Below are 14,669 nucleotides of genomic sequence, written 5' to 3'. Positions count from 1 at the left end.
ATTAATTATAACTTTGGAAAATCATGTCCAGATTCTTTTTTAATGACCGTAAGCAATTGGTTAATGAAGCTATTGAAGGTTTAGTGATTTCTGCGCCTCAGGGTAATCTTGTTAAACTAGATACTGACCCAGCGATACGAGTAGTTGTACGTAGTGATTGGGATAAAGGCCGGGTAGCAATTATTTCTGGTGGTGGTTCTGGGCATGAGCCTGCACATGCAGGTTTTGTAGGTAAAGGCATGCTAACTGCGGCCGTATGCGGAGACTTGTTTGCTTCACCTAGTGTTGATGCGGTATTTAACGCTATTGTTGCGGTGACTGGAGAGCATGGCTGTTTGTTGATTGTTAAGAATTACACTGGAGACAGGCTTAATTTTGGACTGGCAGCAGAAAAGGCAAAAAGTCATGGTCTGAATGTTGAAATGGTTATAGTTGCAGACGATATTGCGCTGCCAGATAACCGACAACCTCGTGGTATTGCTGGTACAGTGCTGGTGCACAAAATAGCCGGTTATGCTGCTGAAGAAGGCAAATCATTGATTCAGGTACGTGATCTGGCGCAGCAGGCGTGTGATAATCTGTGGAGCTTGGGCGTAGCCATGCAAACCTGTAATTTGCCTGACTATGAGGAAGAAAAGCGTATTAAAGATGGGCAGGTAGAGCTGGGTTTGGGTATTCATGGTGAGCCCGGTGCTTCGGTAGTGAGTACGCAAAATAGCAAGATACTTATTGATACTCTGGTTAATACATTGCAACAGTCAGCCGGGGAAGGTTGTTTTGCTGTTCTGATTAATAACCTCGGTGGTGTTTCTGCATTGGAAATGGCTTTATTAACCCGTGAATTGGCATATTCTGCCTTAAGTAAGCAGATTGAATGGCTGATTGGTCCTGCACCGTTAGTTACATCGCTGGATATGAAAGGCTTTTCACTGTCATTACTTAAGCTGAATGACTATTTCGAACAGGCGCTTAATGCTCCAGTCGAAACACAGGGATGGCAGAGACCGGTAGCATTAAAACCATTAAAAACACTTGCCTGTAAACTTATACAAAAACAGTCAGATTACGTTCCATCTGAAAATTCTCAGGTGGCTGCTTATATTACCGCTATAACAAATACCCTTATGGCGCAGGAAAGTCGCCTGAATGCGCTGGATGCAAAAGTGGGTGATGGTGATACCGGTACCACTTTTGCTCATGGAGCTCATGCTGTTGCTCAGCAACTGGCACAGCAGCAGTTGCCTCTGAATGATCTGCCGCAGTTATTACTGTGTATTGGAGAGCGGCTGGCTGTTGTGATGGGAGGTTCAAGTGGTGTACTGATGTCGATTTTCTTTACTGCGGCAGGCCAGAAGTTGCAGGCAGGAGAAACTACTCTGGTGGAGGCTTTGTTAAATGGGCTGGCGCAAATGAAGCATTATGGTGGTGCTGATTTGGGTGACCGTACTCTGATTGACGCTTTGCAACCGGCATTGCATGCATGGCAGAAACAGGGGATTCAGGCTATGGCAATCGCAGCCAGAGAAGGTGCAGAAAAAACGGCCACTATGCATAAAGCCGGAGCAGGGAGATCATCGTATATCAATGAACACAATCTGGCTGGAGTAGCTGATCCGGGAGCAGTTGCTGTCGCTGAGGTATTCGCCGCATTGAGCAGACTGGAAAATAAGCAGGCAGATTAAGTTTGTCTGATGTTGTTAAATAAAATTTTCATCATTCAGTAGAAAGAAATAGCTATGCCTGATAAGGCATATGTTGAATTGAGCTATGATTTGTTTTGATATTGTATTTATATATAAATCATATGGGTGCTTGAATAATCATTTTATCGGAACGAAACAAATTAAATGAAAGCTGTTATTCCTGTAGCTGGTTTTGGTACACGTATGTTGCCGGCAACAAAAGCTATCCCTAAAGAAATGTTAACTGTTGCCGATAAACCACTCATTCAGTACATCGTGCAGGAGTGTGCAGCAGCAGGTATTAATGAAATTGTTCTGGTTAACCATGCTTCTAAAACGGCGATAGAAAACCATTTTGATACCGCATTTGAACTGGAAGCACAGTTAATGAACAAGGGCAAAATTGATTTGCTCGCTGATACTCGTGCTGTTTTACCACCTGAAATGAAAATTATTCAAGTACGCCAAAGCGAAGCTAAGGGGCTGGGGCATGCAATGCTATGCGCACATTCTGTGATCGGTGATGAACCATTTGCCGTCCTGCTACCAGATGTATTGATAGATGACAGTACCTGTAGTCTGGCTACAGATAATCTGGCAGCAATGTTGAGGTATTTTGAAAAAACACAGCGTAGTCAAATTATGGTTGAACGCGTGCCGATGAGTGAAGTCAATAAGTACGGCATTGTAGACTGTAATAATCAGCAAGCTATTTCAGGCAGCAGTATTGCCATCCGCGCTATTGTTGAAAAGCCTCAGCTGGAACAAGCACCATCAGATATGGCGGTAGTTGGTCGATATGTGCTTTCAGCCAGTATCTGGCCTCTGCTGGAGAAAACATCGCCCGGTGCGGGGGGGGAGATTCAGCTTACAGATGCCATTGGGGCACTGATGCAACAGGAAGCCGTAGATGCTTTTGTTATTCAGGGCTATTCACATGATTGTGGAGATAAACTAGGTTATATGAAAACCTTTATTGAATATAGCCTGCGTCATGATAAATGTGGCGCTCAGCTCAAACAATGGCTACAGCAACAATCGTTTTAATTTTGAGTCCAACTGCATTCAGATTTAATTCTGTTGTGAAGAATTGTCTGCCATAACCGGCAAATTATGTAGAAACTGCTGTAATTCATCCGGTAAAGGGGCGGTAAGCTGTAAAATATCGCCACTAACCGGATGCGGTAATGTTAATTCTGCTGCATGTAAAAACATTCGTTTCAAACCGTTTTTGTGCAGGCGCCTGTTTATCTTGTAATCACCATAACGTTCATCTCCAGCAATCGGACATAGCTGTGATTGCATGTGCACGCGTATCTGGTGAGTACGGCCTGTTTTAAGTGTAGCTTCTATCAGGGTTAATGCTTTTATGCCTGCTGCGTGTAACCGATCACCTGCATACTGTTGCAGTACTCGAAACTGTGTATGTGCTCGTTGTCCTTCCTGAGCATTACTGGCAATGCGTACCATTTTTTCTCCCTGAGTACCAGTATATTTCAATAGTGGCAGCTTAACTTGATGTACTTTTTCCGGCCATGTGCCAACGGCCAGAGCCAGATACACTTTGTGTGGATGATTCTGGCGAATTGATTCATGCAGTTTAACCAAAGCACTGCGTTTTTTGGCAATCATAAGCAAACCGCTGGTGTCTTTATCCAGCCGGTGCACCAGTTCCAGATAACGTGCTTCAGGACGGGCACGACGCAACTGTTCAATAACACCGAAACTGACACCACTGCCACCATGGACTGCGACACCTGATGGCTTGTTAATCACCAGTAATACATCGTCCTCATATACAACAGCAAATTCCTGCGCAGGAATGACTGGAGTAGTTGCAGATGCATGTTTAGTGGCAACACGAATGGGCGGTAAACGAATCTGGTCATTGACTGCAATACGGTCTGTTCCTTTACAGCGTTTCTTGTTCAGACGTACTTCTCCACTACGGATAATGCGCTGAATATGACTTTTTGGCACCCCTTTCAACTCTCGTATCAGATAATTATCCAGTCGTTGACCGGCACTTTCCGCGCAGACAGATAAAAACTGCACTGAATCTTTGCTTAAAACCGTCATATTGCTTATAATCCGTAAGCTTTTATAAATAAATAGAAGTCATCAGTTATCATAGCCAGAAGCAATAGTGGCAGAGGATACTGAACCGAAAAAGGGCGCATTTTGCCCGGAGCTGAAGAAGCGCCTGAAAGCGCATTTTAGCTGCAAATAATGAAATGTTAACGTATTTACTGGAAAAACGCACTGTTGCAGGCGTATTTCCCCATGTTGTTGACCGGCCGTCAACAGCAAGGGTTAGTGATTAAGTTTGACTCCATCAGGTGGCAAGCCACGGCTTCAGACGTGATCTGGCAAGACAAAACCGGATAACGCAGCCGCAACTGAGCCCAAGCACCTGACAGAATACAGAAGAATGGCTACCCCAATTAAGTGCTGTGATTGTCTTTATATCAGAGATGGAGCACACGTTATTCAGCAGACATTGCGATGCTGAATAGCGAATATGATCTTTACACCTTCTTTATGATGAAAGCCTGCTTAATTTGCCGTGAATAATTCAATCTGGCAAGGCTGCGGGTGTCAAATACTAATTACAACGCCTCGTCAGTGCATATAACGAGGTTTTCATGAAACGAATGTTATTCAATGCCACGCAGGCGGAAGAATTGCGCGTGGCAATTGTGGATGGACAAAGTCTGCTCGACCTAGACATCGAAACACTGGGTAAAGAACAGCGCAAAGGTAACATCTATAAAGGTGTTATTACCCGCATCGAGCCTTCACTGGAAGCGTGTTTTGTTGACTATGGTACTGATCGCCATGGTTTCTTGCCATTTAAGGAAATATCCCGCAGTTATTTTCAGAATTATGAAGGTGGTCGTGTACGTATTCAGGATGTACTTTCAGAAGGCATAGAAGTCATTGTGCAGGTGGAAAAAGATGAACGTGGTAACAAGGGTGCAGCCCTAACCACTTTTATCAGTCTGGCCGGGCGCTATCTGGTACTGATGCCGAACAACCCCCGTGGCGGAGGTGTTTCCCGCCGTATTGAGGGTGAGGACCGGCAGGAGCTCAAGCAGGCCATGAGTGAGCTTGATACACCACGTGGAATGAGCTTGATTGCACGTACTGCCGGCATTGGTCGCAGTACAGAAGAATTGCAATGGGATCTGAATTATCTGGTACAGCTATGGCGCGCAATTGAGCAGGCGGCACACCAGCACAATGAACCTTATCTGCTGTTTATGGAAAGTTCGCTGCTTATTCGTGCCATTCGTGACTATTTTCAGCCAGATATTGGAGAAATTCTGATTGATTCGCAGGAAGTTTATAATCAAATCCGCGAATTCATGTCTTATGTTATGCCGGCCTATATCAATCGCTTGCGGCATTATACTGACCATACTCCGCTTTTTTCCCGTTTCCAGATTGAGCAACAGATTGAATCTGCCTTTTCCCGTGAAGTTGCCTTGCCATCCGGTGGTGCTATCGTCATCGATCACACTGAAGCACTGGTATCTATTGACGTTAACTCAGCCCGGGCAACGCGTGGAGCAGATATCGAAGATACTGCATTCAAAACCAATATGGAAGCTGCTGAGGAAGTTGCGCGACAGATGCGTGTGCGTGATCTGGGCGGACTGGTAGTTATTGACTTCATTGATATGGAGAACAGCAAAAATCAGCGCGATGTTGAAACCACTTTGCGTGAAGCCTTGAAAAAAGACCGTGCACGGGTACAAATGGCCAAACTGTCCCGATTCGGTTTAATGGAGTTGTCGAGACAGCGCCTGAAGCCATCCCTTGGAGAAAGCAGCCATACTATTTGCCCGCGTTGTGCAGGCACCGGTTTTATTCGCAGCATTGAATCAACGGCATTACATATCTTGCGCATCATTCAGGAAGAATCGATGAAAGACAATACTGCTGAAGTGAAGGTGCAAGTGCCTGTAGATGTTGCCACTTTTCTATTGAATGAGAAGCGTGCCGAATTGTTCGGGCTGGAAGAGCGGCTGGATGTTTGTGTATTGCTGATTCCCAATATTCATTTGGAAAATCCACATTATAGCGTTACCCGTGTACGTACAGATAATGTAGAAGAAAAAACTGTTCCCAGCTACCATCAAGTACAGGAACCTGAAAATATTGGCGAATTACCATTTTCTATTGGTCAGAACAAACCTGTTAAGCCTGAAGCGGCAGTTAAAGGTATTCATCATACCCAACCTGCTCCTGTAATTGAAAAGTTATCCACAGGCAAAACTGAACCAGCGCCAAGTATATGGAAAAAACTGGCTGGCTGGCTGGGTAACCTGTTAGGTAGTAAAACTGTCGAATCTGCTATAGAAAGCACCGCCATACCGGAAAAGGCAGTTAAAACCGTACCGCAGAAAAAAAATCAGAAAACCCAAACACACGAACGACGTCAATCGCGTGCTAACCGGTTGGCTAAAAATGCCGATTTTGCTAAAAAAGGTGAAGTTACTGAAAATAAAGCACCAGCTGATGCTGCAATGGCCATCCGGCCGGTAAATGAGCAACGTAACCGGCGTGAAGAAAAACGTACCGACAAATATGCGGCTGCACAAACAGATACAGCAACCGATACCAGTCAGGAGCAAGGCAGCCTCAAACAAGAACAAAATGCGACTCGTCGTCGCCGTCAACGGGCATCAGACAGAAATGAGATGCCAGTACAGCAGACAGACTTTATCAACTCGATTGAAGAAACTCAGGCTGGTGATCCACTGATTATTACTTTGTCTGGTGGTGAAGGAAAAAATGAGCGCCATAAAAATCGACATGATAAAAACAACCGTCGCCAAAATGGCAAGAAAAAGCGTAATTACATTATATCTGCCAGAAAGATCAGTCGGAATATTGATATCCACGCTATTGCCACACAGGTACAGCGGACTACTGAACATGTACTCAATCCGATACAGAACATCAACTGTGTTAATACTACCCAGTTAAATGCAACTCATGATGACATAGTGCAGCATGCAGTAATGCAGGCACAAATTGTCATTACCCATGTTCTGGGACAGTCAGAGCATAATCAGCAGATATCGACTGGTGATAAACCGGTTGCAATTAACCCTGAAACGACAGTACAAACTCAACCGATGGTTGTCACTCAGGTAGAATCAGTAACGACGGATACAGCAGCAGGTGCCAATCTGTGCCATATAGCTGAGCAAGGTGGAATGATATTGGTTGAAACCAATGCAGATAAAACAGTATCAAGCAGTGATACTACTGAGGTTGTACCAGAGCAACCTAAATTGCGGCGCAAGGATAAAGTATCTATCCAACCAGCTAGTGCAATAGTAGCGCCAGCAGCAATGGAACAAGTGGAAACAAGAATATAGAAATATCTATTCTATTAGTTAATATTTTCATTGTCAGCACTCTGCCCATATCCGTGAAATCTTTATTTCTGATACAGGCAGAGTGCTGAATTAAAGAGGATATTTACGAATTACTCATTACTATTGCAAAACGACATATGTATGGTAATAATATACAAAATTATTAATTGCACCTTGTATAGTAGATGTGTAGTAACCATATTGCAGTAACTGCTCAATATAATTATTTAATTCAGTTATTGTGTTGAAAAACTACAACACTTTTAAATACTGAAAATATTTTATTTTAATGTATTATTTTTTATATAATGCATTGAGTTTATTGATTAATATTGTTTTTTGGCTGTTGTTTGTTATAGTGGGGTTTGTCAAAAGTGTTGTGTGTTTGCAAATGAATTTGTTTTTTTGCAACTAAAGCATTATATTAACAGCCATGAAATCGCTAATGCGGCGATTAATGCAAAACTTTAAAAGCTCTTCATTAGGTTTTTGAAGTTTGTTTTTTCGACATAGAAAAGGAATACAGCAATGAAAAAAACCCTGATTGCTTTGGCTTTGACCACTTTGCCGGTTGCCGCTATGGCTGAGGTTGTTTTGTATGGCCAAATGAAAGCAGGCTATGAAGTTAATTCATCAAAAGTTACTGGCGATGATCGTTCTCCATACTTAAACGGTATTGCTGATTATGGTTCTCGTATCGGTTTCAAAGGTTCTGAAGACTTAGGTAATGGCCTGAAAGCTATTTGGCAGGTTGAATCTCGTATTCATTTGGGTCACAGCAATGGTGGATCTGATGGTTGGGCTGATCGTGATTCATTCATCGGTTTACAGCATGACCAATTCGGTACCGTACGTGCCGGTCGTATCAGCAATGCTATCAATGCTAACATGGACGTTGTTGATGCTTGGGAATACAGCAGCGAAACATTGGGTCTGGGTAAATTCACCCGTACCGACGCTCGTTATGTAGGTGTTGCCTATGACTCTCCAGAATGGGCTGGTTTCAATTTCAACGTATTGTACTCTCCACGTGATAACGTGAACGGTCTTGATCGTGAGGGTGAATACAATCGTGGTATCGGTGCTGGCGACAAATACAGTGTTGGTCTGAACTACCATAATTCTGGCTTCTATGCTAAATACGGTTTTGATTACCTGAAAAACTCTGCTATCAAATATGATGTTAATAACTTGGGTGTTGTGACCAAAGATCATAAAGATGGTCAAGTACATCGTGTTGAAGGTGGCTACGATGCTAACAACCTGTTTGTAGGTGTGGGTTATCAATACACCAAAAATACCTCTTCTTATAACCGTGCAGCAAATGATTATGCTGGTGCAGTTTTGAACCACTTTGGTGATGCTGGTGTGGGCGATCACAGCTTGACTTTGGATAACCAAGGTCAGGAAGCTGCGCTGACTGTTGGCTACCACTTTGGTAACATCTTCCCGAAAATTTCCTATGCTCATGGCTGGGATGTAAAAATTGAAGGTACCAAAGAGAAAAACACCAAATACGATCAGGTTGTGTTAGGTGCTGACTATGACTTCTCTAAACGCACTACTGCTAACGTACAAGCTGGCTGGTTGCGTGAAGGCTTAGGCGAAGACAATGGTAAAATTAAAACCACTGCCTTTGGTGTTGGCTTGAAACACACTTTCTAATTAGTGTTTAATCATTACTAATTAGTATTAGAAACTAATCCCAGCCTGAAGAATAGCTAGCCTATTCTTCAGGCTGGGATTGCTTTATATTGCGAATATCATTGAATTATATTAATAAAATCTTTGAGACAGAGAACCCTGCACATAACAGTAAGAACATAAATATTATTACTTATAAACATATTTTCTATTATTATAAATTCAGCTTTAAAAGCTGACCTGTACTGGAAAATAGATTAGTCAGAATCATTGAAAAATGACGAAACAGATTACAAGTAAGAAAGCATGTTTAATAACCTACTAAATATATCTATTTGATATTTATTAATACAATTATTTTATCGATAGTTGAAAACCATATAAACAAGCAACATCATAGGCACAGACAGCATCTATAATCATTATTTGAAGATGGTTTTGGTGTTATTGATTTATATATTGACAACACAGTTGCATGAAAATTTTTATTTTTTGGAAATATTCTTGTCTTGGTTGTTGTATACGACCATTCTGAATAATATTTTGCCTATATATAAAAATGTATTTCTAATAGTGGTTAATGTGAAAATACTGTGGCAAAAAGCCAGTCTAACGATAAAAAAAGTGACTTTTTTCGTCTTTTGAATACATTTCTGATGTTTATTTAACTTGTTCTTTAACATCAGAAATTATAAAAATCTGATATTCATAATCAGTGGTTTGCTTTTTTATAACCCGACCAGTATATTCCGCAGGCTCGTCGTGATGGCGATTGATGTAAAACTTCAAAAGCTCTTCATTTGGTTTTTGAAGTTTGTATTTTTGATGTTGAAACTAGGAATACTGTAATGAAAAAAACCCTGATTGCTTTGGCTTTGACTACTTTGCCAGTTGCTGCTATGGCAGAGGTTATCTTATACGGCCAAATGAAAGCAGGCTATGAAGTATCTTCTACTAAAACCAGTGGTGATAGCCATGGTCCGTACCAGAATGGTATAGCTGATTATGGTTCGCGGATTGGTTTTAAAGGTTCTGAAGATTTGGGTAACGGTCTGAAAGCCATCTGGCAGGTAGAATCTGCCATTCATCTCGGCAACAGTAATGGTAAGGCAGATGGTTGGGCTAACCGTGATTCTTTTATCGGTTTGCAAACTGATTTCGGTACGATTCGTGCTGGTCGCATCAGCAATGCCATGAAAGCCAATATGGACGTTGTTGATCCATGGGAATACAACAATGAAGTTTTGGGTTTAGGTAAATTTACCCGTACTGGTGAGCGTTATGTAGGTATTGCCTATGATTCACCAGAATGGGCAGGTTTCAAATTTAATGCGCTGTACTCTCCACGTGATAATGTAAATGGTGGCAATCGTAATAGTGAGTATGATTATGGTATGGGTGCTGGCGACAAGTATAGCGTTGGTCTGAATTACCATAATGCCGGTTATTATGCAAAATATGGCTTTGATTACCTGAAAAATTCAGCTGCCATGATTTCTGAATCTGGTTATACTAAACTTAAAGATGGTCAGGTACATCGTCTTGAAGGTGGCTATGATGCCAATAACCTGTTTGTAGGTGTGGGCTATCAATATAGCAAAAATACCAGCTCCTATTTCCGTGGACTGAAAGGTGCATCAATTTCCGTAGGCGAGCAGGGTACCATGAATGTTGGTGATCATAATGTGACCTGGGATAATCAGGGACAGGAAGCTGCTTTGACTCTTGGCTACCACTTCAACAATATTTTCCCGAAAATCTCTTATGCTCATGGCTGGAATGTAAAAATTAACGGTACCAAAGAGCAAAATACCAAATATGATCAGGTTGTATTAGGTACAGATTACGATTTCTCTAAACACACTACTGCTAATATACAGGCGGGCTGGTTGCGTGAAGGTAATGGCTATGATGAACTGAATCAAAGCAAAGGTAAAAACAAAACTACTGCCTTTGGTGTTGGTTTGAAACATAGTTTCTGATCAGGTTAAGTTAGCTGATTTTAGAAAACAATAAATCCCGCTTTGGCGGGATTTATTGTTTTTGTCTGTTTGTAAAACAAATCAGACTATTATTGAAGTTACCGCATTTATTAAAAACAAATATTTCTGTTTTGCTCTAAAAAATCAATTCAGGTATTGGCAATTAATTAATCACAGATATTGATCAGGGCAAGCTTTTCATTTTATCTGTTACGGCGGTGTTTGATATACCAGTATATGGACAATGTAATCACAGCTATCAGCAGAAGAATGACAAAAAGTAGTTTTGTATATTGTTGAAACTGTGCAAACAACCATTGCGCCGATTGTCCGAACAAGTAGCCAAAACTAATAATGATGGTGGCCCAGAATAAAGCGCCCAGAGTGTTCAGCACAAGAAAACGCGGGAAGGTTACTTTACTCATACCGATGGCAATAGGACCAGCAATCCGCAGACCATACATAAAGCGCACACCAATAATAATGATTGAGCTATGCCTGCACAGTAAGCGGTCGGTTTTTTCTACCAGCGGATCCAGTTTGGGAAAATGTTGCAACAGGCGTGTACCATAGTAACGACCAAGAAAAAAACAGACCTGATCACCAAACATTCCGCCAACAGCAGCACACAGAATGGATGGGATAAATAGCAGATAGCCTTTATGCACAAAAAAACCAGCCAGAGTGAGGATGGTTTCGCCTTCTAAAATACTGCCGATAAAGATGGCCAGATAGCCATAGTGATTAAGTAGCTGTTCAATATCCATCTGGTGCATACTAGGTAAAGGTAATTAATTCATAAACATAAGATTACCTGAAGCATTAAGGCAATCATTTTTGCCAGAACCGGACAAACTTTACACACCATATTGCTGGCGATAATCTGCTACCGGTTGATGATAGCTGGCCAGTGTCGGATCATTTTCCAGCAGGCGCAGTAAATCCTCTAGTGTGGCTATTGCGGTTACTGGTATGTGATATTGCTGTTGCACTTCCTGTACTGCTGATTGTGTTCCCTGACCTTTTTCCATGCGGTCAAGCGCAATGGCCACACCCGCAGTAATCGCGCCTTCTCGCTGAATAATGGATACTGATTCCTGCACAGAAGTACCGGCTGAAATGACATCATCAATAATCAATACACGTCCTTGTAGAGGTGCACCCACCAGTACTCCACCTTCACCATGATCTTTTGCTTCTTTACGATTGTAGGCGTATGGCACATTATGTCCTTCTTCGGCCAGCATCATTGCCGTGGCAGCGGCCAGAATAATACCTTTGTAGGCAGGTCCGAACAGCATATCAAATTCTATATTGCTGGCCAGAATGGAACGGGCATAGAAGCGGGCCAGCTGTAGAATACTGTAGCCGTCATTAAACAAGCCGGCATTAAAGAAATAGGGCGATTGTCTGCCAGCTTTAGTGGTGAACTGACCAAACTTTAAAACCTTCTGTTGCAGGGCAAATTGGAGAAAGTCCTGACGAAAATCAGACATAAATATCCTTGATGATAAAATGAAGTGTTAAAGAAATTAAGCTTTAAATTTTATCATTAAACGAAAGGACATGCGGATGCGCATTATCTCAGCCAATGTAAATGGTATACGTTCAGCCACCAGTAAGGGTTTTATTGATTATCTGGCACAGGCACAGGCTGATATTGTATGTGTACAGGAATTAAAAGCTCAGGAAGCTGATATGACTGATGAGATGAAGCGTCCGCAGGGCATGTATGGTGTGTGGCATACAGCAGTTAAACGTGGCTACAGTGGCGTGGCAATATACAGTAAACGACAGCCCGATGCTATTCAGATTGGGCTGGGCTGGGAAGATTTTGATCATGAAGGGCGCTATGTGCGTGCTGATTTTGATAAGCTGACGGTTATTTCAGTATATCTACCATCGGGTAGCAGCTCGGAAGAGCGGCAGCAGGCCAAGTTTTGTTTTCTGGACAAATTTCTGCCAGTGTTACGTGAGTTGCAGGCATTGCAGCGGGATGTGGTGATTTGTGGTGACTGGAATATCGCTCACCAGAATATTGATTTGAAAAACTGGCGCGGTAATCTGAAAAATTCCGGTTTTTTGCCCGAAGAACGACAGTGGCTAAGTCAGGTAATTGATGAACTGGGTTGGGTGGATATTTGGCGTACCTTGTATCCGGAAATACCTGGTTATACATGGTGGAGTAATCGCGGGCAGGCTTATACAAAAGATGTAGGCTGGCGCATTGATTATCAACTGGCAACACCTGATCTTGCCGCCTGCGCACAAACCGCATCTATCTATAAGGATGAAAAATTTTCTGATCATGCCCCTTTAATTGTTGATTATGCTTATGCATAACTTTTGATAAGTTATAAGGTGGTGCTTGCAGGTAGGCCTGCTCTTTAGCACCACACGCGTATATGACGATTAACTCAGATTATCGATTAGTGGCTGAGGCATTGTATGCGCGTTACAGTTGGGAGCCTTTGCTTTATTTCTGGTAGCTGAGATAAAGCAAACTGGCAAGTAAATCTGTCATACGTTATCAGATCGGTAAAGATATTTTCTTGCCGTTGGTTTTATTGTGTTTAATTAATGGTTTCTACAATTTCGTATTCCTGCATTTTATATAATAATGTTCTTTTACTGATGCCGAGTGAACGGGCGGTATTTTCCCGATGTCCGTGGTTGATTTTTAATTCATTAATAATTAGTTCTTTTTCATAAAATTTGACCTTTTCCTTTAGAGTAGCACCATGCTGCTCATCTTCGTCAAAACCGGGATTGAAATCAGGTGTTTTTTTATGGGCAACAATATGCGCAGGCAAATCTTGTGGATAAATAAACAGTCCATTGGACATCACCACGGCATGCTCAATAGCATTGGATAACTCACGTACATTGCCCGGCCATGCATATTGGTTAAGTACTTCTACGGCACTGATACTGAAATCGAGTAATTCCTTATTATTTTCATGACAAAACTGATTAGCAAAATAGCGAGCCAGCAGCATTACGTCATTTTTTCTGTTACGTAGTGGTGGTAAGCTTAGTTCCATCACATTAAGACGGTAAAATAAATCTTCCCGGAATTCACCAGTACTGATCATATCTTGCAGGCTACGATTGGTGGCAGCAATCAATCTGAAATCGGTTTTGATTAATCTGCTACCACCGAGTGGTTCAAATTCTCTTTCCTGAATTACCCGCAGAAGTTTTACTTGCAGGTTAGTCGACATTTCTGCTACTTCATCCAGAAAAAGTGTGCCCCGATGTGCACGTTCAAATAAGCCAATCTGGCGTTGATAAGCGCCGGTAAATGATCCTTTTTCATGTCCAAATAGCGTACTTTCCAGTAAGGTTTCCGGTAGTGCACCACAATTTACTTTGATAAAGGGGCCGGTTGAGCGGGTACTGTAGTAATGAATGGTTTTCGCCACTAATTCTTTACCGGTACCGCTTTCACCCGTGATTAATACGGTGGTTTTGGTTTGTGAGATTTTGGCGATATTGCGGCACAGTTCCATCATGTTCGGGCTGTTAGTGAGAATATGCCCTTGATTATCAGAATTCGATAATTGAATTTTGGGAGACAAATCAATTCCTTGTTTTTTCGCTTTGCTTAGCTCTAATGTGCGTTTTATCAGTGCTTTAAGTTCATTGAGATCAAAGGGTTTAACAATGTAATCAATAGCCCCCAGTTTTAATGCTTCAACAGCTGTATCAACACCAGCATAAGCTGTCATCAGTATGATAAACATCTCTGGATGAATTTCTTTAATTATTTTCAGTGCTTCCAGCCCTGTCATCTGTGGCAAACGGTTATCCATTAAAATTAAATCAATGGGCTGCTGCGCTAATAGTTCAATAGCTTCTTCCGCATTATCAACAGCAATAATCTGATACTGTTGTTGGGTTAAAAAAATGGATAATAATTTGCGCAGATTTAATTCATCTTCGACAATTAAGATTTTTTCCGACAT

10 protein-coding genes are annotated in these 14,669 nt (G+C 41.9%); 6 read left to right on the top strand and 4 right to left on the bottom strand.

The window, feature by feature from the left end; translation table 11 throughout:
* The first annotated feature begins 23 nt into the window (after positions 1–23).
* Positions 24–1,682, top strand: coding sequence for a dihydroxyacetone kinase subunit DhaK (locus tag BHC51_RS09445; RefSeq protein ID WP_100153871.1), 1,659 nt, complete (start codon positions 24–26; stop codon positions 1,680–1,682).
* A 165-nt stretch (positions 1,683–1,847) separates the two neighbouring features.
* Positions 1,848–2,729, top strand: a complete 882-nt coding sequence (gene galU / locus BHC51_RS09440; RefSeq protein ID WP_100153870.1) for a UTP--glucose-1-phosphate uridylyltransferase GalU — start codon at positions 1,848–1,850, stop codon at positions 2,727–2,729.
* A gap of 24 nt (positions 2,730–2,753) precedes the next feature.
* Here galU and BHC51_RS09435 read toward each other — a convergent pair whose 3' ends face one another.
* Positions 2,754–3,761, bottom strand: a complete 1,008-nt coding sequence (locus BHC51_RS09435) for an RluA family pseudouridine synthase (protein ID WP_100153869.1) — start codon at positions 3,759–3,761, stop codon at positions 2,754–2,756.
* Between the two features lie 566 nt (positions 3,762–4,327).
* Between BHC51_RS09435 and BHC51_RS09430 the strand changes: the two genes are divergently transcribed.
* From BHC51_RS09430 to BHC51_RS09415, 3 genes are all read left to right on the top strand, one after another.
* On the top strand, positions 4,328–7,075 hold the full coding sequence (locus BHC51_RS09430) for an Rne/Rng family ribonuclease (protein WP_180296474.1): 2,748 nt from the start codon (positions 4,328–4,330) through the stop codon (positions 7,073–7,075).
* 528 nt (positions 7,076–7,603) lie between these two features.
* Positions 7,604–8,740, top strand: a complete 1,137-nt coding sequence (locus BHC51_RS09425) for a porin (RefSeq protein ID WP_100153867.1) — start codon at positions 7,604–7,606, stop codon at positions 8,738–8,740.
* 827 nt (positions 8,741–9,567) lie between these two features.
* On the top strand, positions 9,568–10,701 hold the full coding sequence (locus tag BHC51_RS09415; protein WP_100135539.1) for a porin: 1,134 nt from the start codon (positions 9,568–9,570) through the stop codon (positions 10,699–10,701).
* Between the two features lie 203 nt (positions 10,702–10,904).
* Here BHC51_RS09415 and BHC51_RS09410 read toward each other — a convergent pair whose 3' ends face one another.
* Together BHC51_RS09410 and pyrE are read right to left on the bottom strand one after the other, a co-directional pair.
* Positions 10,905–11,468 carry a DedA family protein gene (locus BHC51_RS09410; protein WP_100153920.1) on the bottom strand — a complete coding sequence of 188 codons (564 nt, stop codon included), beginning with the start codon at positions 11,466–11,468 and terminating at the stop codon, positions 10,905–10,907.
* Positions 11,469–11,558: 90 nt separating this feature from the next.
* Positions 11,559–12,197: an orotate phosphoribosyltransferase gene (gene pyrE, locus BHC51_RS09405; protein ID WP_100153866.1), complete on the bottom strand. Its 639-nt coding sequence runs from the start codon at positions 12,195–12,197 to the stop codon at positions 11,559–11,561.
* A gap of 76 nt (positions 12,198–12,273) precedes the next feature.
* Between pyrE and BHC51_RS09400 the strand changes: the two genes are divergently transcribed.
* Positions 12,274–13,044 (top strand): exodeoxyribonuclease III, encoded by a 771-nt coding sequence (locus tag BHC51_RS09400; protein WP_100099523.1) that lies wholly within the window; start codon positions 12,274–12,276, stop codon positions 13,042–13,044.
* Between the two features lie 230 nt (positions 13,045–13,274).
* Here the strand turns inward: BHC51_RS09400 and BHC51_RS09395 are convergent, their stop codons facing one another.
* Complete coding sequence (locus tag BHC51_RS09395; protein ID WP_100153865.1) at positions 13,275–14,669, bottom strand: sigma 54-interacting transcriptional regulator; 1,395 nt, start codon at positions 14,667–14,669, stop codon at positions 13,275–13,277.

It is taken from the genome of Snodgrassella alvi, assembly GCF_002777745.1.
GTDB lineage: Bacteria > Pseudomonadota > Gammaproteobacteria > Burkholderiales > Neisseriaceae > Snodgrassella > Snodgrassella alvi_D.
This window is presented reverse-complemented; position numbering and strand designations above follow the sequence as displayed.

Excerpts from the sequence above, each read along its gene's own strand:
- pyrE (WP_100153866.1), bottom strand. The coding sequence starts at position 12,197 with ATGTCTGATTTTCGTCAGGACTTTCTCCAATTTGCCCTGCAACAGAAG.
- BHC51_RS09415 (WP_100135539.1), top strand. The coding sequence starts at position 9,568 with ATGAAAAAAACCCTGATTGCTTTGGCTTTGACTACTTTGCCAGTTGCT.
- BHC51_RS09445 (WP_100153871.1), top strand. The coding sequence starts at position 24 with ATGTCCAGATTCTTTTTTAATGACCGTAAGCAATTGGTTAATGAAGCT.
- BHC51_RS09410 (WP_100153920.1), bottom strand. The coding sequence starts at position 11,468 with ATGGATATTGAACAGCTACTTAATCACTATGGCTATCTGGCCATCTTT.
- BHC51_RS09400 (WP_100099523.1), top strand. The coding sequence starts at position 12,274 with ATGCGCATTATCTCAGCCAATGTAAATGGTATACGTTCAGCCACCAGT.
- BHC51_RS09425 (WP_100153867.1), top strand. The coding sequence starts at position 7,604 with ATGAAAAAAACCCTGATTGCTTTGGCTTTGACCACTTTGCCGGTTGCC.
- BHC51_RS09435 (WP_100153869.1), bottom strand. The coding sequence starts at position 3,761 with ATGACGGTTTTAAGCAAAGATTCAGTGCAGTTTTTATCTGTCTGCGCG.
- BHC51_RS09430 (WP_180296474.1), top strand. The coding sequence starts at position 4,328 with ATGAAACGAATGTTATTCAATGCCACGCAGGCGGAAGAATTGCGCGTG.
- galU (WP_100153870.1), top strand. The coding sequence starts at position 1,848 with ATGAAAGCTGTTATTCCTGTAGCTGGTTTTGGTACACGTATGTTGCCG.
- BHC51_RS09395 (WP_100153865.1), bottom strand. The coding sequence starts at position 14,669 with ATGTCGGAAAAAATCTTAATTGTCGAAGATGAATTAAATCTGCGCAAA.